The 18,228-nt window shown below is 51.8% G+C and carries 18 protein-coding genes; 8 read left to right on the forward strand and 10 right to left on the reverse strand.

Annotated elements, in window-relative coordinates; genetic code table 11:
• Positions 1-14 precede the first annotated feature (14 nt).
• The 3 genes from mepA to ACUVOF_RS09600 all read left to right on the forward strand — a co-directional run bounded on the left by mepA (position 15) and on the right by ACUVOF_RS09600 (position 2,212).
• Entirely contained in the window at positions 15-818 is an 804-nt protein-coding gene (gene mepA, locus ACUVOF_RS09590) for a penicillin-insensitive murein endopeptidase (RefSeq protein ID WP_447044146.1), read from the forward strand.
• Between the two features lie 152 nt (positions 819-970).
• Positions 971-1,204: a hypothetical protein gene (locus tag ACUVOF_RS09595; RefSeq protein WP_447044147.1), complete on the forward strand. Its 234-nt coding sequence runs from the start codon at positions 971-973 to the stop codon at positions 1,202-1,204.
• A 171-nt stretch (positions 1,205-1,375) separates the two neighbouring features.
• On the forward strand, positions 1,376-2,212 hold the full coding sequence (locus tag ACUVOF_RS09600; RefSeq protein ID WP_447044148.1) for a DUF6694 family lipoprotein: 837 nt from the start codon (positions 1,376-1,378) through the stop codon (positions 2,210-2,212).
• Positions 2,213-2,294: 82 nt separating this feature from the next.
• Here ACUVOF_RS09600 and ACUVOF_RS09605 read toward each other — a convergent pair whose 3' ends face one another.
• The 3 genes from ACUVOF_RS09605 to ppnN all read right to left on the reverse strand — a co-directional run bounded on the left by ACUVOF_RS09605 (position 2,295) and on the right by ppnN (position 4,802).
• Positions 2,295-2,495 (reverse strand): hypothetical protein, encoded by a 201-nt coding sequence (locus ACUVOF_RS09605; RefSeq protein ID WP_113267920.1) that lies wholly within the window; start codon positions 2,493-2,495, stop codon positions 2,295-2,297.
• A 131-nt stretch (positions 2,496-2,626) separates the two neighbouring features.
• Positions 2,627-3,358 (reverse strand): sulfite exporter TauE/SafE family protein, encoded by a 732-nt coding sequence (locus tag ACUVOF_RS09610; RefSeq protein WP_447044149.1) that lies wholly within the window; start codon positions 3,356-3,358, stop codon positions 2,627-2,629.
• Between the two features lie 61 nt (positions 3,359-3,419).
• On the reverse strand, positions 3,420-4,802 hold the full coding sequence (gene ppnN / locus ACUVOF_RS09615) for a nucleotide 5'-monophosphate nucleosidase PpnN (RefSeq protein WP_113267919.1): 1,383 nt from the start codon (positions 4,800-4,802) through the stop codon (positions 3,420-3,422).
• A gap of 268 nt (positions 4,803-5,070) precedes the next feature.
• On the opposite strand from ppnN, the gene ACUVOF_RS09620 reads away from it, so the two are divergent.
• On the forward strand, positions 5,071-5,979 hold the full coding sequence (locus tag ACUVOF_RS09620) for a LysR family transcriptional regulator (protein ID WP_447044150.1): 909 nt from the start codon (positions 5,071-5,073) through the stop codon (positions 5,977-5,979).
• 34 nt (positions 5,980-6,013) lie between these two features.
• On the opposite strand, the gene gcvP is transcribed toward ACUVOF_RS09620, so the two are convergent.
• Entirely contained in the window at positions 6,014-8,908 is a 2,895-nt protein-coding gene (gene gcvP, locus ACUVOF_RS09625) for an aminomethyl-transferring glycine dehydrogenase (protein ID WP_447044151.1), read from the reverse strand.
• Positions 8,909-8,992: 84 nt separating this feature from the next.
• Entirely contained in the window at positions 8,993-9,382 is a 390-nt protein-coding gene (gene gcvH, locus ACUVOF_RS09630) for a glycine cleavage system protein GcvH (protein WP_447044152.1), read from the reverse strand.
• A gap of 401 nt (positions 9,383-9,783) precedes the next feature.
• Here gcvH and ACUVOF_RS09635 point away from each other — a divergent pair, with 401 nt between their 5' ends.
• On the forward strand, positions 9,784-11,193 hold the full coding sequence (locus ACUVOF_RS09635; RefSeq protein WP_447044153.1) for an alanine/glycine:cation symporter family protein: 1,410 nt from the start codon (positions 9,784-9,786) through the stop codon (positions 11,191-11,193).
• Positions 11,194-11,319: 126 nt separating this feature from the next.
• Entirely contained in the window at positions 11,320-12,432 is a 1,113-nt protein-coding gene (gene gcvT / locus ACUVOF_RS09640) for a glycine cleavage system aminomethyltransferase GcvT (protein ID WP_447044154.1), read from the forward strand.
• Positions 12,433-12,523: 91 nt separating this feature from the next.
• Here gcvT and ACUVOF_RS09645 read toward each other — a convergent pair whose 3' ends face one another.
• From ACUVOF_RS09645 to ACUVOF_RS09655, 3 genes are all read right to left on the reverse strand, one after another.
• Positions 12,524-13,324: a LysM peptidoglycan-binding domain-containing protein gene (locus ACUVOF_RS09645; protein ID WP_447044350.1), complete on the reverse strand. Its 801-nt coding sequence runs from the start codon at positions 13,322-13,324 to the stop codon at positions 12,524-12,526.
• A gap of 125 nt (positions 13,325-13,449) precedes the next feature.
• Positions 13,450-14,331 (reverse strand): acyltransferase, encoded by an 882-nt coding sequence (locus ACUVOF_RS09650; protein ID WP_447044155.1) that lies wholly within the window; start codon positions 14,329-14,331, stop codon positions 13,450-13,452.
• 105 nt (positions 14,332-14,436) lie between these two features.
• Complete coding sequence (locus ACUVOF_RS09655) at positions 14,437-15,333, reverse strand: LysR family transcriptional regulator (protein ID WP_447044156.1); 897 nt, start codon at positions 15,331-15,333, stop codon at positions 14,437-14,439.
• 163 nt (positions 15,334-15,496) lie between these two features.
• Between ACUVOF_RS09655 and ACUVOF_RS09660 the strand changes: the two genes are divergently transcribed.
• Positions 15,497-16,195, forward strand: a complete 699-nt coding sequence (locus ACUVOF_RS09660) for a CoA transferase subunit A (protein WP_113267912.1) — start codon at positions 15,497-15,499, stop codon at positions 16,193-16,195.
• Positions 16,196-16,255: 60 nt separating this feature from the next.
• Positions 16,256-16,921, forward strand: a complete 666-nt coding sequence (locus tag ACUVOF_RS09665; protein ID WP_447044157.1) for a CoA transferase subunit B — start codon at positions 16,256-16,258, stop codon at positions 16,919-16,921.
• Between the two features lie 71 nt (positions 16,922-16,992).
• Here ACUVOF_RS09665 and ACUVOF_RS09670 read toward each other — a convergent pair whose 3' ends face one another.
• Entirely contained in the window at positions 16,993-17,760 is a 768-nt protein-coding gene (locus ACUVOF_RS09670; protein WP_447044158.1) for a DUF1338 domain-containing protein, read from the reverse strand.
• A gap of 155 nt (positions 17,761-17,915) precedes the next feature.
• Entirely contained in the window at positions 17,916-18,179 is a 264-nt protein-coding gene (locus ACUVOF_RS09675; RefSeq protein WP_113267909.1) for a GrxA family glutaredoxin, read from the reverse strand.
• Positions 18,180-18,228: the final 49 nt, after the last annotated feature.

An 18,228-nucleotide genomic window follows, 5' to 3' on the forward strand; every position in this document is an offset into this window, starting at 1 on the left:
CCACGAGATATCTATTGCGCATAACCGTCATGCTGCTTGCCTTTACCGCCGTCTGCGGCTTTTGGAGTGTAAGCGCCATTGCTGCTGACGATTGGGCCGATATCACCGAGCCGCTGCCCGGTGAGCCACGTATCATCGGCCATCATGGCGGAGCTTGCTTGGTGGGGGCCGAGCAGCTTCCTCCCGAAGGAGACGGCTACCAAGCGGTGGATCTGGTACGCAATCGCCACTACGGTCATCCTACCTTGATCGATTATATCCAAAGGCTCGGCCAGCGCGTCGATGCATCCGGCTTCGGTCCTATGCTGGTGGGTGATATGGCCCAACCCCGTGGTGGTCCAATGCCGTATGGGCATGTGAGCCATCAGAGTGGGCTGGATGTCGATATATGGTTCCGTCTCGATCTACCACCACTGGAGCGTAGCGAGCGTGAAGGGCTTGAACAGCCAATTCTAGTCGACCCTGTCACTCAACGGGTTGATGAGCGTTGGAATAAACATCACGCCATGCTGATTCGTCTTGCTGCGGATGATCAACGAGTCGCGCGTATCTTTGTTGATAGCGCGGTCAAGCGCGATTTGTGTGAGCGAGAATGGGATGATCGCTCCTGGCTGCGCCGGGTCCGCCCCTGGCACTCTCATGACGAACACCTACATGTACGCCTTCGTTGCCCGCCGGGCGCCTCCGAGTGTGTTGATCAGCCCGAACCGCCGCCAGGGGAGGGTTGCGATACTTTCGCATCCACACCGCGCCCAGAGGTCTATCCAAGCCCAGGACGTAGCCTGCCAACGGCCTGTAATGCCGTATTGAACCAGTAGCCCCGGACTATCTATGACCTATCAAATGTAAGCCGAACTGTCGGCCTTGCTATATGGGACCTTGCCTGTCTTTTCGGGATACTGTCAGCTTGACGGTACGCAAAAAGAGACTAAAATAAGATGTATATTTAATACATCTTTATGGAGGCGCTATGGAAAAGCTCATTACAGACCCCCACGTTACTCAGCAGATGGGGAATGGCATGATGCTATTAGGGCTGCTACTTCTAGTGAATGGGGCGTTGGGTGGGTACATATGGCATGGCTACTTAAATATTTCGCTGCAGGTGCTTGCGCACATGTTAATCATACTTGGCCCAACACTGATCAAAGTTGGTTATGTCGTCCGCATTAATGCACGTCATCGACTGCACCTTGCTTATTAAAGCGTATTTCCATTTTTTGTTAGCGAGGTCATCTATTTAGTTGCCAGAATGTAAGCGAGCAATAGCTTGCAACGGCTAAAGTATTTTTTGCAGCACTAGTAGTAGAGGTTGGTGGCTGTTTCGATTAAGCTCCTCAGCAAATTTACTGGCCACCTACTCTAAGGTGATTGTATGGGGAGCCTTCTACGGCTGTTTGCGTTAACGCTATCCTTTTTAATGATAGCGGGTTGTTCAGATCCTAAAATTGATACCAGCTCAATGCCAGCGTCGATTGTATCTATCGAGAAGGTGCGCAACTCGCTGCCTAGTTATAAGCGCAACGATTTCGATCAAGGGCTGATTATCATTGCGACGACTTCAACCTTTGGCGGGGTTGATCTTCTAAATCCTCATCGCATGAATGCAGCTGAGATCGCCGAAGCAGCGAATGTTCAAATGCATGGATTGACGGGTAATCAAATTATTCAGCGTGCTGATGAGATTTTGCGCGAGCGTCGGTCACGCGAGCGAGAACAAGCAATTCGTACGTTAAAGCGTTTAGAAGATAAACAAACCAAAGCTAAAAGCGACCATCAGCAATTAACGCGGTTTAGCATTGATAGCGCACGCTATTATATGGGGGTGAGTCCTTTCGGCGCTCCTGAGCCGGTGATTGATCTTAAAGTAACGAATAGTACTGATCAGGCCATTTCCGAACTGATTTTAAGGGGCATAGTCACCAGCCCAGATCGTACCGTGCCCTGGGTGGATGAGACTTTCTACTATGTTATCGAAGGTGGCATTGAGCCGGAAGAAACGCTGCAATGGAGCCTTGCACCCAATCGCTTTGGTCCATGGGGAAATGCACAAATACCCAATGACGCAGAATTGACATTAACATTGGAAGGGCTAAAGGGGATTGATAAGCAGCCATTATGGGACTCCCCTAAGCTAACTGAGCGTGAGCAGGCCAGGCTTGAGCGTCTTCGGAATGAATATGGTGGTATTGCTTTCTCTCGTGTGGATTGAGCAATAAGAGCGGCGAAATGCAAGCGCCCGCTCAGCTTTCTGAGAGGGCGCTTGCATTGCTGGTTTGCATAGTCTGGGTTATTTATTCGTTAGCTTCATGATCGGCTAAAGCGGCAGCAATTGCCTCTTCCCACTGCCCTTCGGTTAACCCCCAGTGCTCCATTTCTGCTTGATCGGCGCTGCCTTCAGCCGCATCGCGAAGTTTCTCGACACTGCTGGATTCATAGCAGTGCTTGGCAAAATCTTTCATATTTCCATCTTTTAACTGATTTATCATCGACATACAGAGTTCCTTTCAATGGAGCATAATGAGGTAGCATCCTCTATGCGTAGCTAATCAGGCCATTTTTTTCTGAAATGGTTCCAAAACAGCCTTTTACTAAGGGATACACCCTTTCTTCTTCGCATTGGTCATCAGTTGATAATCAGCGTATCGATAAAGATTTTGCTGGCGATACCTGCAAGCAACAACATGATTAAATTATCAAACCAGTGGTGGGGTAGCCGCTTCCCTAAGTGTGAGCCAATGGGCATAGCCGCAACGATGACGACTAAGGCAAGCACACTAGCGTAAAAAAGCTCCGTGGTTAAAATACCCGCCCTCAGAAGGGCTGGAATCTGTACGCAGGTAATCGTCACAAAGAAGACCGAAATGGAGCCAATAAAAACTCGCCGCTCCAACTGCATGGCATTAAGAAACGTGACCGACGCGGGTGCTGACATGCCCGCTGCACCTTGCAAAACTCCAGCAAGTAAGCCGACAGGGATCACTATTCGACAGGCGATATGAAACGGAAGCGCTATGCGACGTCTGGCTAGTTTGATCGCCAGGTAAAGCATAATGGCGCTAGCGACACCCAATGACAGTAGCTCGGCTGAGAGCACCACCAGCCCCCACGTACCTAACACAATACCCAAGCCACCCGCGAGAGAGAAAGCGGCCAGGAAGCGTAGCGGCAATAAATGGCGCCGATATTGCCATACTTGCAGGGCGTTACTAACCAGGTTGGGTGCTACTAATACGGCAATAGCGAGCTTTACATCGTAGAGCATCGTGAGAATGGGCACTACGATAACCGGGACACCTGAACCGATGGCACCTTTAACAATGCCTGCGGCTAATAGGGTTATGAATGTAATCAGCATAGAAAGTATCCCGGCTTCCTTATAGGGGCGCTGTTTAACGTAACATCACGTCTGAGCGCTGCTACTTCAATACATAGCAGGGCGTATAATGTTGTCCGTCGAGTTTCATCCGCCCTTGTGCGACAAAGGAAGTCAAAAGCTCATCCAAACGCTGCATCAGTTCGGGTTCGGCTGTCAGTACGAAGGGGCCGTGAGCTTCGATGGCGCGAATGCCGGCCTCTTTGACGTTGCCCGCTACAATGCCAGAGAACGCGCGGCGAAGATTGGCAGCAAGCTCATGGGTGGGTTGCTGGCGGTGAAGCGCTAGTGAACGCATCGCTTCATGGCTCGGCTCAAACGTGGCCTGGAAATCACGCGCAATGGTCATCCGCCAGTTGTAATAAAAAGCGTCCTGATGGGTGCGCCTGAATTCAGCGATTTCATCAATACCCTGGCGCATGGTCCGAGCAACGGCCACGGGGTCACCGGTGATGATAGTGTAATAGCGGCGAATCTCCTCACCTAAGGTATAAACGAGGAATTCATCGATTTTCTGGAAGTAGGCTGCAGAATCGGCCGGGCCGGTGAAAATTAATGGAAAGGGAATATCTTGGTTGCTTGGGTGTAGCAAAATGCCCAGCAGATAGAGAATTTCTTCTGCGGTGCCGACGCCACCGGGAAAAACAATAATGCCATGACCTAGGCGGACAAAAGCTTCGAGGCGCTTTTCGATGTCCGGCATGACGACCAGTTCATTAACGATGGGATTAGGCGCTTCGGCGGCGATAATGCCTGGTTCGGAAATGCCTAAGTAGCGACTTTCCTTGCGTCGCTGCTTGGCATGCGCAACGTTAGCGCCTTTCATGGGGCCTTTCATTGCGCCGGGCCCACAACCGGTACAGATATCTAAATCACGGAGTCCTAAGTGATAACCCACATCTTTGGTATATTCATACTCTTCTCGGGAAATGGAATGACCGCCCCAACACACCACAAGGCTAGGGTCACGGCCGGGTTTTAACGTACCTGCTTTACGCAAAATGTGAAAGACAGCATTGGTAGTGCCTTCGCCGGTACTAAGGTCGAAGCGATTATGATGTTGAATTTCATTGTAGACATAAACAATGTCACGAATTATCGACGATAAATGTTCGCGGATACCGCGTATCATGCGGCCATCTACAAACGCTTCGGCTGGCGCGTTAGTTAGCTTTAAGCGAATGCCGCGGTCTTGCTGCAGCACTTCAATATCAAAATCTTTATAAGCTTCTAAAATAGCTAGGCTATCGTCGCTGGGGTTACCACAATTGAGTACCGCCAACGCACATCGCCGCAGCAGATCATGCAGACCGCTTTGAGACGTTTTGTGTAGCCGATTAACTTCATGCTGAGACAGTACTTCGAGGCTACCCTCAGGGGAAATAATGCTGGAAAGAGTAGCGCGAGGTTGAACATTTTCGGTCATTAGCGGGGCTGTCCCTAGTCGTTAGATGGCTTTTTGCATATTACCACGCCGACGCAGTGGGTACAGCGCAACGGCTGCCCAGCTTGGCTGTGCTATGATTAGCTGTATTTAACATGACGGCGACTAAACAACCTATTGTTTACTAAAGGCTGTTCTCAAACGCTGTCTCCATAGAATGTACTCAAAGGCAGTTGAGGAAATTTGTTTCTAAAGACTGTTTCCAAAGACTGCCTCTAAAATCAGTTTCTCAAGACTACGGCGCTTAACTATGTTCAATGCCCATTATTTTCGTACTTTTATTACGCTTGTAGAAACAGGGAGTTTTACACGTACCGCGCAGCGTTTAGAAATGACCCAGCCCGGCGTAAGCCAACATGTACGCAAGTTAGAGCATTATTTAAGTAAAGAGCTGCTGGAGCGAAAGGGACGCAGTTTTACCTTAACTGAATCGGGCCGGCGTGCTTATGATTACGCCTTAAAGCTATTTGCTGAGCATGAGCAGTTTCGACACGGGCTGGACGATGACTCGTTAGACAGTGGCGACTGTCGCATTGCTTCTCCGGGCAGCGTCGGCTTGATGTTCTATCCGTTCATATTGGGACAGCAGCAGATGCATCCTAATTTAACGGTCAATTACAGTTTTGCGTTTAATCACGAGATTGTGAATGATCTGCTTGAAGGGCGATACGATATCGGCATAGTGACCGAGGCAATGAGCCATCCAGAGCTAAATTGCAGTATTTGGCATCAGGAACCGCTTTGCTTGGTTGTCCCTGCGGATTTTGCGGGCGGTACGCTGTCAGATTTAATGGGCATCGGCTTTCTCAACTATTACGACGGCATTAACCACGCCAACGCGCTATTGCGCGCAAACTATCCCGATGAGTTTCGCTCCATGACGCATTTCCGCCATCAGGGGTTTACCAATGAGGTCAGCATGGTGTTGGATGCGGTGGCCAGGGGGTTAGGATTTACCGTGGTATCGAGGCTAGTACTGGAAACATCCCCTTGGCAACGACAAGTAAAAGAACTGAACTTACCCAACGCGGTCAACGAAGTGCTTTACCTACTTCGCCGTCGTGACTCTGTATTACCGAAGCGCTACGAGAAGCTGTTAGACGGTTTTCACGCGCAGCGTATGCAAGAAAAAACGCCCCTGATGCTGTCGAACGGTTAAGGCAGCAGGGGCGTTACTCTATTTATCAGCGAGATTAATCACGATACTCATCAATGCTGGGGCATGAGCAAATCAGCTGTCGGTCGCCAAAGACGTTATCGACGCGGTTAACGGCAGGCCAGTATTTAGCAGCTTGCACTGCAGCAGAGGGGAACGCTGCTAATTGGCGTTCATAAGGCCGCTTCCAGTCGCTATCCATTAGATCTGCTTGCGTGTGTGGTGCATTCACCAGCGGGTTATTATCCAACGGCCACTCACCACCTTCGACTCGCGCGATCTCCTCCCGAATCGCAATCATGGCATCGCAAAACCGATCTATTTCATACAGCGACTCAGATTCTGTCGGCTCGATCATCAGTGTGCCTGGTACGGGGAACGACATGGTAGGCGCATGGAAGCCGTAATCCATTAAGCGCTTGGCAATATCTTCTTCACTGATCCCTGAAGCAGCTTTGAGCGGACGAATATCGATAATGCATTCGTGGGCGACGGTGCCGTTCTGGCCTCGATAGAGGATCGGGAATGATGCTTCCAAACGCTTGGCAATATAATTAGCGTTGAGGATGGCAAGCTCTGTGGCTTCCCGCAGCCCGCGTGCGCCCATCATTTTAATATAGGCCCATGAAATGGGCAGAATAGAGGCACTGCCAAAGGCTGCCGCGGACACCGCGCCGCTGTCGCTATTCACACCGCTGATCGGTGTTACCACATGGTTAGAAACGTAGGGCGCAAGGTGCGCTTTAACGCCGATAGGGCCCATGCCTGGGCCGCCGCCACCATGGGGGATGCAGAACGTTTTGTGCAGGTTAAGGTGAGACACATCACCGCCAAAATCGCCGGGCCGGGTTAATCCAACCTGGGCATTCATGTTGGCGCCATCGATGTAGACCTGACCACCATTGTCATGCACGACTTTGCACGCTTCACGCACGCTGGTTTCAAATACACCATGGGTGGAAGGGTAGGTCAGCATAATGGCCGACAGCTGATCACGGTGTTGCTCGGCTTTAGCACGCAAGTCAGCCATATCAATGTTGCCGTTATGATCGCACTCGACGACGACCACCTTCATTTGCACCATTGCCGCTGAGGCAGGGTTTGTGCCGTGAGCGGAGCTGGGAATCAAGCAGACATCACGATGCCCCTCACCTTGGGCAGCTTGGTAACGGCGAATCGCCACCAATCCCGCATATTCGCCCTGCGCGCCCGAGTTGGGCTGCATAGAAAGGTGATCATAGCCGGTGACTTCGACCAAAAAGGCCGAGAGTTCGTCGATCATCTGCTGGTAGCCGGCAACTTGGTCGCGAGGCGCGAAGGGATGCAGGTGCGCAAATGATGGCCAGGAAACGGGGATCATTTCGCTAGTAGCGTTGAGCTTCATGGTGCAGGATCCGAGCGGGATCATTGCATGAGCAAGCGACAGATCCTTATTCTCCAGCCGTTTCAAGTAACGCAGCATTTCGGTTTCGCTGCGGTAGCGGCTAAAGGTGGGGTGGCTCAAAAAGTCACTTTCGCGCTGGCAGGCGGCAGGAATACCAGAAACGCCGTCAGCAACCACCTGTTCGTCCAATACCGCAACGGAAAGGCCGTGCTCATTGCCTAGTAGCACGTCAAACAGCGTTGCTACGTCGTGGGCGGTGGTGGTTTCATCTAGGCTGATGCTTACATCACCATTGGCGAAATAGTGCAGGTTAATATCATGCGTCATGGCGCGGCCATGAATCTTACCTGCATCCACGCCCGTTAAACACAGCGTATCAAACCAGCTATCATGCGCGAGTGTTACGCCTGCCTGTTTAAGGCCCTGAGCGAGTAGGGTTGCCAAGCGGTGTACGCGCCCAGCGATTTTACGTAACCCTTCAGCCCCGTGATACGTTGCGTAAAAGCCTGCGATATTGGCCAGTAGCGCCTGAGCCGTACAGATGTTGGAAGTCGCTTTCTCACGGCGAATATGTTGTTCACGCGTTTGCATCGCCATGCGCAGAGCGGTATTGCCACGGCTATCTTTAGATACACCGATGATACGTCCAGGAATAGAGCGCTTGAGCTTATCGGACGTCGCAAAGAAAGCCGCATGCGGGCCACCAAAACCCATCGGCACCCCAAAGCGTTGGGAGTTACCGACCACAATGTCAGCGCCCAGTGTGCCGGGCTCTTTTAGTAACACCAGGCTCAATAGGTCGGTAGCCACGCAGGTCATGATATTGCGTTCAGACGCAGCGCTTAATAGCGGTGCTAAGTCACGTACTTCGCCGCTAGCAGACGGATACTGGACAAGAGCACCAAAAACATCCTGGTTGGCCAACTCTTCGGCAGGACCTGTGATCAAATCAAAGCCAAAAAACTCGGCGCGGGTTTTGACCACATCCAGCGTTTGCGGGAAAACGTCGTCAGCAACGAAGAAAGCGTTGGATTTGCTTTTTTTATTGCCACGCTTGCACAACGCCATCGCTTCGGCGGCGGCGGTGGCTTCGTCGAGCAGCGAGGCGTTTGCAAGCTCCATACCGGTCAGGTCCATGATGACTTGCTGGAAGTTAAGCAAGCCTTCCAGACGCCCTTGAGAAATCTCCGGTTGGTAGGGCGTGTAAGCCGTATACCAACCTGGATTCTCTAATACGTTGCGCTGGATCACCGCCGGCATATGGGTGCCGTAATAGCCCTGGCCGATATAGCTTTTAGCGATACGGTTTTGTCGGGCCAGCTGTGCTAAATATTCTAACGCCTCTGCTTCACTACGCGGTTCTTCAAGTGCCAGTTCGCGGCCAAGGCGGATATCGCTCGGCACGGTCTGCTCGATCAGATCTTCCATGTGCTGCATGTTGAGCGCTTTTAACATCGTGGCTATATCATCGCGGTTAGGGCCATTATGACGTTTGATAAAAGCATCGTGGTCGGCCAGCTCGGCCAGGCGGCGTGTTTCAAGAGGCATGAAGAAGATTCCGAACGTTAAGAGAGAACCGTGCAGGGTAATAAGCGAAGCGCCTGCCTGAAAAGGCAGACGCCTGTAGACGTTTTATTCGTCAGCGCTAAGAGTCGCTTGATAGGCATCTGCATCTAGCAAGCCGTCAAGGGAGTTGCCATCTAGACGTACTTTCATGATCCAGCCGCCTTGGTAAGGCGCTTCATTGACTGTTTCAGGGGCATCTTCAAGCGATTCGTTGACTTCGATGACTTCACCATCAACGGGCGAGTAAAGGTCTGAAGCGGCCTTAACGGATTCTATAACGCCAAACTCTTGGCCTTTGCTCAGTTCTGTGCCCACTTCAGGTAACTCAACAAACACCACATCGCCTAGCGCTTGCTGGGCATGATCAGTGATACCGACCGTAACGGTGCCATCTTTATTATCGAGCACCCATTCGTGGCTTTCAGCGTAATGGAGATTGGCGGGAAGATTGCTCATGATGTTTTCCTATATGAAACAGTTTTCTGGACCCGAGCATACTAGCGGTTGTCGCTTGGCTTGGCGACTAGCAGTTGATGCAATGTCTGTTGCTTAGCTGGGTGCCGAGCCGAGTAAATGATAGCGCATGTTAACGTGTTTCTAATCGGAAACAAATTTCTTGATTGCTCCATTGGTGCGCCAATGCCGTAAACTGTTTTGGTAATGTAGCGCATAGAATTTGGTTATGAGAAAAGCGGTATCCTCTATGCACAAGCGACATCACCGTAGATGCTTACTAAGTTTATGGTGTAAAACGTTCAAATCGTACGCTAGCCACTAGTAGCGACGTCAGGACTACCCGTAATTGCAATAAACCAACAATACACACCATTAGATACCAACAAAGCGAGGAGATAGTCGTGGAAACATTAACTAGCCTGTTAGGGGCGATCAATGGCGTGGTCTGGGGCCCCGTCATGTTGATTCTGCTACTCGGTGTAGGGATTTACCTGCAGCTTGGCTTGAAACTGATGCCGATTAGAAAGCTCGGCATGGGTTTCAAGCTAATGTGGGCAGGGCGTGAAGCCAAGCCTGGGGTGGGCAAAGCGGCCGTTGCTAAAGAGGGAGATGAAGGGGAAATATCTCCCTTCGACGCTTTGATGACCGCACTCTCTGCGACCATCGGTACCGGTAATATCGCCGGTGTCGCTACGGCCATTGCCCTTGGTGGGCCTGGTGCTGTGTTTTGGATGTGGATTACCGCGCTGGTGGGTATGGCAACTAAGTTTGCCGAAGCGGTGCTGGCCGTGCGCTATCGCGAAACAGATAGTACTGGCTTTCACGTCGGTGGGCCGATGTTTTATATCAAAAACGGCTTGGGCAAGAAGTGGCTTTGGCTAGGGGGTGTGTTTGCTTTCTTTGGTGCGGTAGCCGCCTTCGGTATTGGTAATACCGTTCAGTCAAATTCGGTTGCTGATGCTATGGACGCTACTTTTGGTATCCCCACATGGCTTAGTGGCGTCGTCATTATGGTATTGGCCGGGGCGGTGATACTCGGCGGCATTAAGCGAATTGCCAAAGTGGCGGGCAAGCTGGTTCCCATCATGGGCATTGCTTATGTGGTGGCAGGCCTGCTGGTGTTGATTATTAACGCCGGACAGATCGGTGAAGCCTTTGGGTTGATTTTCTACTACGCCTTTAACCCCATGGCCGCTGCCGGTGGTTTCGCAGGCGCTGCGGTAATGGCAGCGATTCGTTTTGGTGTTGCACGTGGTATCTTCTCCAACGAAGCGGGCTTGGGGAGCGCACCTATCGCACACGCAGCGGCGAAAACCAAAAATCCGGTGCGCCAAGGCTTAATCGCGATGCTGGGCACCTTTATCGATACCATCATTGTCTGCACGATTACTGCGTTGGTCATTTTGACCTCTACCGTTTGGATAGACGGCGAAGCGGGGGCATCGCTGACCGCGCTATCTTTTGACGCCGCGCTGCCTGGCTTTGGTAATCAAATCGTAGCGGTCGCCTTGGCGATTTTCGCATTTACCACCATCCTAGGCTGGTCATTTTACGGTGAGAAGTGCTGCCAGTTCCTGTTTGGTACTCGCTCTATTATGATCTATCGGGTGCTGTTCGTACTGGCTATCCCGCTGGGCGCTATCGCTCAACTGGGTTTTATCTGGCTCATGGCGGATACCTTCAACGCTATGATGGCGATCCCGAACCTGATTGCCCTGGCACTGCTTTCGCCGGTAGTCTTTAAGCTAACCAAGGACTATTTCGACGGTAAAGACGTATTGCCGGGTGAAGAACTGGAACATGATCAATAAAACTTCTCCGCTTGTTATGTGTGTTGTAAGTGAATAATTGATTTGCAGACAAATAGAGTCGGGAAGACACGCAGGTGGCTTCCCGTTCTCTTTTTAGTGACGAATTTTTAAGTGAGGAAAGCCCCCATGACTGAATTAAAGCAAACGCCGCTGCACGCGCTGCACCTCAAGCTAGGCGCCAAGATGGTCCCTTTTGCAGGCTACGATATGCCGGTGCAGTATCCGTTGGGGGTCAAAAAAGAGCATGAGCACACCCGCCAGCAGTGCGGGTTATTTGATGTGTCTCATATGGGGCAAATCTGTGTTTCCGGTGATAACGTTGCCGAAGCCCTGGAAACTCTGATACCCGCAGATTTGGTAGGGCTGGAGAAAGGCGCGCAGCGTTACGGGCTATTCACCAGCACCGAAGGCGGCATTATTGACGACCTAATGGTGGTTAATGCGGGTGATCATTTCTATTTAGTGGTAAACGCGGCCTGCAAAGACCAAGACTTGGCTCACTTGCGCCTTAACTTGGCGGCAACGCATACCATCGAGCCGTTGGATCGTGGCTTGTTGGCGCTGCAGGGACCGCAGGCCAAGAATGTGATGCAGCGGCTGTGCCCAGAAGCCTGTGAGCTTGTGTTTATGCAACATGGCCGCTTCACCATTGCAGGCCTGGAAGTGTGGGTAAGCCGCAGTGGGTATACGGGCGAAGACGGGTTTGAGATTTCAGTTGCTGCTGATGCCTGTGAAGCGTTCGCCCAGCAGTTGTTAGCCGAGCCAGAGGTAGAGGCGATTGGTTTGGGCGCGCGTGACTCGCTACGTTTAGAAGCCGGTTTATGCCTCTACGGGCACGATATGGATATGCAGACTACCCCTGTAGAAGCTGGCCTTATATGGGCGATTGGCAAACCTCGGCGCCATGGCGGTGATCGCGCCGGTGGTTTTCCTGGCGCTGACGTAATTCTTCATCAAGTCGATGCCAAAGATCATATCCGTAAGCGCGTTGGACTGTTGGCTGAAGGCCGTGCGCCGGTGCGCGAAGGCGCGCCATTAGTGGATGAAGCGGGCAATGACGTTGGGGTGGTTACTTCCGGAAGCTTTGGCCCAAGTGTGGGTAAGCCGGTGGCCATGGGTTACGTGAGTCGCGAACTGGAAGCACCGCAAACCAATGTGTTCGCCGTCGTTCGCGGTAAACAGTTACCCATGGTGGTCACCCCCATGCCCTTCGTGAAACCTGGCTATTTCCGTGGTTAAAAGAGAGCTTAGGCAGCGTTCTTAATTCGTACTGTCAAACCACAGCGGCCCCTGCACTTGCAGGGGCCGCGAGGTTAATAAGCCAAGCGCTCTAGCGCAGCACCTGCTTGGGATCGATGGGTTTGCCGCCTTGGCGCAGATCAAAAAGCAGATCATAACGCTGGGTGGCACTGCTTTTTCCTACCTCACAAAGCGGATCTCCCGCGTTCACCTGCTTTCCTACCGCGACTAAAATGCGCTCGCACAGGGCGTATACGGTTTGCAGGTTATCGGCATGGTGCACGATCACGACTTCGCCTAGCTGGCGCATGCCATCGGCAAAGCGTACCTCGCCGGGGGCGACGGACTTAGCCTGTGCGCCAGCCTGCGTTGCAAGCAGCATGGGCTGCAGTGTGCCACGGCTATCTGGTCCAAAACGACGTACCACGCGGTAATCATCCAACGGCCATTGCCAGCGCCGAGCTGACGAAGGCAGTGGCTGGCTAGGTGCGCTACTCGTGGGAGCAGCGGCAGGGCGATTAGCACTCGATGAGCCACTAGTGCTAGCAGCCGTTCGCGTCGCTGAACTGCGCGCCCCCGAACTCCCCAGCGGAAGACTAATCACTTGGCCTATTCTCAAATGGGTGGGTGAGGCACTGGGGTTGGCGCTCTGAATGCGGCCGCTCGTTGTACCGAAATGGCGCGCGATACTTGAAAATGTATCGCCAGGGCGAATTTGGTAGCGATAAGGGCCCCCGGAAGGCGCGCGCTCTTGTTGGCTAGGAATCAACAAGCGTTGTCCCACTTTAAGCTTGCGTGCATCCACTCCTGGGTTAAAACGCTGCAAACGTTCTAACGGGACGTTAGCCCGGGTCGCCAGCTTGCCTAACGTATCGCCACGCTGAACCTGCACCCAATTACCGCTAATCTGGTTGGCACTAGGCACCGCTGCACGTTGAGAGGGCGAGTGGGGGGCGCTGGAACAGCCGGTCATTATCGCCACAACGCCTACTAGCAAGCAGTTGGTTAACCAGCCGACTAGTCGTGATCGGTTCGATTGTCCAACAAACCATCTTTTTCCAGCCAGAGCGAATTGATCCATGTGTGGAAGCGTTCCTTATGCTGCTTTTCTTCGTGGTTATCTGGTGCGTACATCCACTCAGGAATGCTGAATTGCCGTACCTGCAACGTAACGGGCGCTTCCTTGCCGCACAAAAAGCCCCAAAATGTCGGGGACGGGTTGGCATAGCTGATAGTGACATCCAGGATACCATTTAGTTGGCTTCCAAGCAGGCTAAGCACTTGGGCAACACCCCCCGCTTTAGGGCGTAACAAATGACGGTAAGGACTCTGCTGCGCATCGCGTTTATCAACCGTAAAGCGGGTGCCCTCGACGAAGTTAAAAATCGCAATGGGCGAATGTCGTGCCTGTTGGCACATCCGCTGGGTAGCGGTGCGATCAATGGTGACTAAGCGAGGATTTTTGGCAATTTGTTCACGGCTAAAGCGGCGCATAAACGGGAATTCAAGTGCCCAGAAAGCCAACCCTACAATGGGAATCCAGATTAATTGCCGCTTTAGGAAAAACCGCGGCATGGGGATGCGACGATGCAAAGCCATTAACAACATAAAAATATCGGTCCAACTGCGGTGATTAGATATCACCAGCCACCACTGCTGCGGGCTTAAATTATCGGGCACACTGGCATGCAGTTGTGGCTTAAGCCAATGACGCATCCACCATAGATTGACGCCTATCCAGTTGAGCGCGGCGCCGTTCAGCCCTCGTAATACTATCTGCTTTAAACGTTGCCCTGGGGCAATAATTTTAAGTAGGGTCAGCATAATAAGGGGCACGCCCCAGAATAGCGTATTGAGCGTCAGCAGTAGCGCACTAACCAGCCCCTTTAAAATAGGCATACCGCTTTTCCTTACTGTCAGGCCAATAGCTTAGGAGTGAATGCTAAAGGATCCTAGCCACGCTGCCCAGTATAAACCTAGCAAGCGTGAGGATGTTTTACTGCGTTAGGCCTGAGGCAATGAGGGCGCTTGCACGGTCTTAATGAGTACGGTGCGTAGTGCGTGGGCGGCTACGGAAAGCTCTTGATGAGTCAAAATGCCCACTCGGCAAGAAATGGCGGGCGCTGTTAGTGGTATACAGCGTGCCCCTAGCTCATGCATCTGGCGAATGCACATGGAAGGCACCGCGCTCACGCCTAGGCCATCCGCCACCATCCTCCCTACAGTGGAAAGCTGGTGGCTTTCAAAAGCGACAGGCAGCTCCATATGCTGTTTACGCAGTTCTTGCTCAAGTAAGCGGCGCACCATGGAAGGACGTTGCAATGTAATAAAGTCGTGACTGAGCAGCGTCGACCAGGCGAGTTGTGTGGACTGGATTAAATTGGATGTCGGCGCGACGACTGCGACGAAATGATCTTCGAAAAGTGGCGTAAACAGTAGGCTGCCGGTACCTTCTGGCGAAAAAGCAATGCCCATTTCCACTTGGCGGGAGCGCACCATTTCGGTGACTTCTTCATTGATAACATCGTGTACGGTAATGTTGATTTTAGGATACTGCTGGCGAAATTTAACCAATGCTGCAGGCAACAGGTTGCACGCAAAAGCGGGCATTGCCGCGACACTGAGCCGCCCCAGCTGAAGCGTAAAGCGCTGGCGCAAACGCTCTTCGGTATTATCCCACTGGGCCAGTAGATGTTTAGCTAACGGTAGCAGCGACTCACCTTCTGGGGTTAATCTGACGCTACGGGTGCTGCGAATCAATAATTTGCCACCCAGGGACTCTTCCAGGCCTTTTATCGCCAGACTCAGCGCCGGTTGCGATAGGTGTAGCCGCTCGCAGGCCTGTGTAAAACTAAGCGTTTGAGCGACTGCCAGGAAGGCGCGTAGCTGTTTGACGGTCATGAAAAACCTTTTATAAGTTTTAAAAATAAATTGATAAGAAAAACAAACTTAACAAATATATCTTCTCGCACAACACTGGCACTATCGCAACACGCAATTCATCTTTTACCGACAGCACTTATTTGAATAGCACTCACCACCGACAACAATGCGAGGCATAACAATGGCAGGATTCGATAAGCGTGTAGCTTCCTACGAAGAAGCAATGGAAGGTATCGAGAGCGGTATGACCGTGATCGCGGGCGGCTTCGGCCTATGCGGTATTCCCGAGAACCTGATTGCTGAAATTAAACGACGAGGAGTTAAGGACTTGACCGTGGTGTCCAATAACTGCGGTGTTGATGGCTTCGGCCTCGGGTTACTGCTTGAAGACCGTCAAATAAGCAAAATTCTCGCTTCGTATGTCGGTGAGAATGCGCTGTTTGAGCAGCAAATGCTTAATAACGAAATTGACGTCGTATTGACCCCACAGGGCACCCTAGCCGAAAAAATGCGCGCTGGTGGTGCGGGTATTCCCGCCTTTTACACCGCTACGGGTTACGGCACGCCGATTGGCGAGGGCAAAGAAGTCCGCGTGTTTAATGACCGGCACTATATTCTAGAAGAAGCGATCATTGGTGACTTCGCAATTGTGAAGGGCTGGAAAGCAGATCGCTATGGCAACGTGATGTATCGCCATACGGCACAAAATTTTAATCCCATGGCCGCCACCGCTGGAAAAATTACCGTAGTGGAAGTTGAGGAAATCGTTGAGCCGGGTGAGCTTGAGCCTAGCCAGATCCATACGCCGGGTATTTATGTGGATCGGGTGATTCAAGGCACGTTTGAAAAACGTATTGAAAAACGCACAGTGCACAGTTAACGCACGCTTGTTTCAGACGTTTCATCAGCTTACTTAATGATTCAACAAGAGGAATTCATCATGGCTTTAACACGAGAACAAATGGCTCAGCGTGTCGCCCGCGAACTCGAAGATGGTTTTTACGTCAACTTGGGCATTGGCATCCCCACGCTGGTGGCTAACTACATTCCTGATGGCATTGATGTCATGTTGCAGTCTGAAAATGGATTGCTCGGGATGGGGCGCTTCCCTACAGAAGATGAGCTTGATCCCGATATGATTAATGCGGGTAAACAAACCGTCACAGCTCGCCCAGGTGCGGCTATTTTCTCTTCAGCAGAATCCTTTGCGATGATCCGAGGCGGCCATGTCGACCTGACTGTATTGGGTGCTTTTGAAGTAGATCAAGAGGGCAATATTGCTTCGTGGATGATTCCTGGCAAGTTAATTAAGGGTATGGGCGGCGCGATGGATCTAGTCGCTGGCGCTGAAAATATTATTTGCACTATGACCCACGCTTCTAAGCACGGTGAATCCAAACTATTGGAGAAATGCGAGTTGCCATTAACAGGCGCTGGTTGCATCAACCGTGTTTTGACGGATTTGGCGTATCTTGAAATCAAAGACGGTGCCTTTATCCTCAAGGAACGCGCCCCAGGCATTAGCGTAGAAGAAATCATCGAAAAAACAGCGGGTAAACTGATAGTGCCCGATCATGTTCCTGAGATGACGTTTGATGCCGTCTAAGCCCTGATTGTTCCTAACAAACGAGTAGACAAACCCTGCTGTGAGACGCTAGCTAATTTGCTACTAGCGTCTCATGCCATTTCGCAGCGCGTGTGTTGGGGTAGTAGGACTTCGGCAATGCGCTCATGGTTATCCTCAAACTGCTTTTGGACTAGTGCCAAGCCGCCGAAGCAGAGACGATGTTCGTCACCATCAGCGAAAACTGTTTTCTGTGGCGTTGAAGGATAGAAACGATGATCCAGCAACGATGAGACTGTAAAGACACCGTTTTGATGCCCCTGAAGGCAGGGCATTCCCACGTCCTCTAAGCGATAATCAAGGTCAGTCAAGCAATCGCCGAGCTGACCACAATCATAGCCAACATGGTGCAAGCGGGGTCCCATCACCGCCAGCCAAGCCGCCAGAGGGTGGGCATGCTGCAGCTGTTGGTAAAGCGCCCATGACGGCATCGGCCAAGGCCGACCGCGGCAGAGTAGGTTATGGCCTTTACAGTCTTGGGGATGTGATTGCTGCACAAGCTCTTCAATGGCTTCTCGGGGTGCCTTGGATAACGTACCTATTTGCAATTCTGCTAACACCAGCCAGCTACTGCCGTCGCTGGGTGCTAGTAGGTGCACAAGTAGGCCCTTGTCTGCCATGGCGTAATGACCCATTGAACGATAGCCCATGTGGGCTAAATTACCGTTAAGAGCGGTAGCCGAAAAGGGACCGTAATTCAGCGTCACTAGCGTTAAATACTCGACCGCGGTCGACAGCGGCCACAACCTCAGTGCGCCGATATCGGGATGTGTGTGTACATAGTCAAGCCACAGCTGCTGAACAAACTCCTGGCGCTGCATGGTGAACTCCTTCCCTAAAAACTGGCACACCTGGCGTGAGCCGTTGAGTAAGTGCTCAGTATAGGCAAGCGAGGACGACAAGGGTTCAACGGCGATTAACGACCTTTTTAACGGCACGAGCGTTTTAACGGCGCGCCTATTTAATGGCCTGGAGATTAAGCACCGAGTAGCTGCTTACTGCGGACAAATTGATCAAACTCGGTAAAGCCGCCTACATGGGTTTGGTCAACAAACACCTGCGGTACGGTATGAATGGGTTTGCCTGCTGTTTTGGCGATATCTTCTTTAGTAACGCCTTCAGAGGGCATATCGACATAGCGATAACCTTCAATTTTTCCGGCTTTTTCCAACTGGTCGGCAAGGTGTTTCGCACGCACGCAGAATGGGCATGACATCCGGCCAAAAATAACCACGAACATAGGTGGCACTCCTTTACGATAAGCAAAATAAGTTACAGAGTGGCGAGTA

The sequence above is a fragment of the Vreelandella sp. H-I2 genome (genome assembly GCF_052959335.1).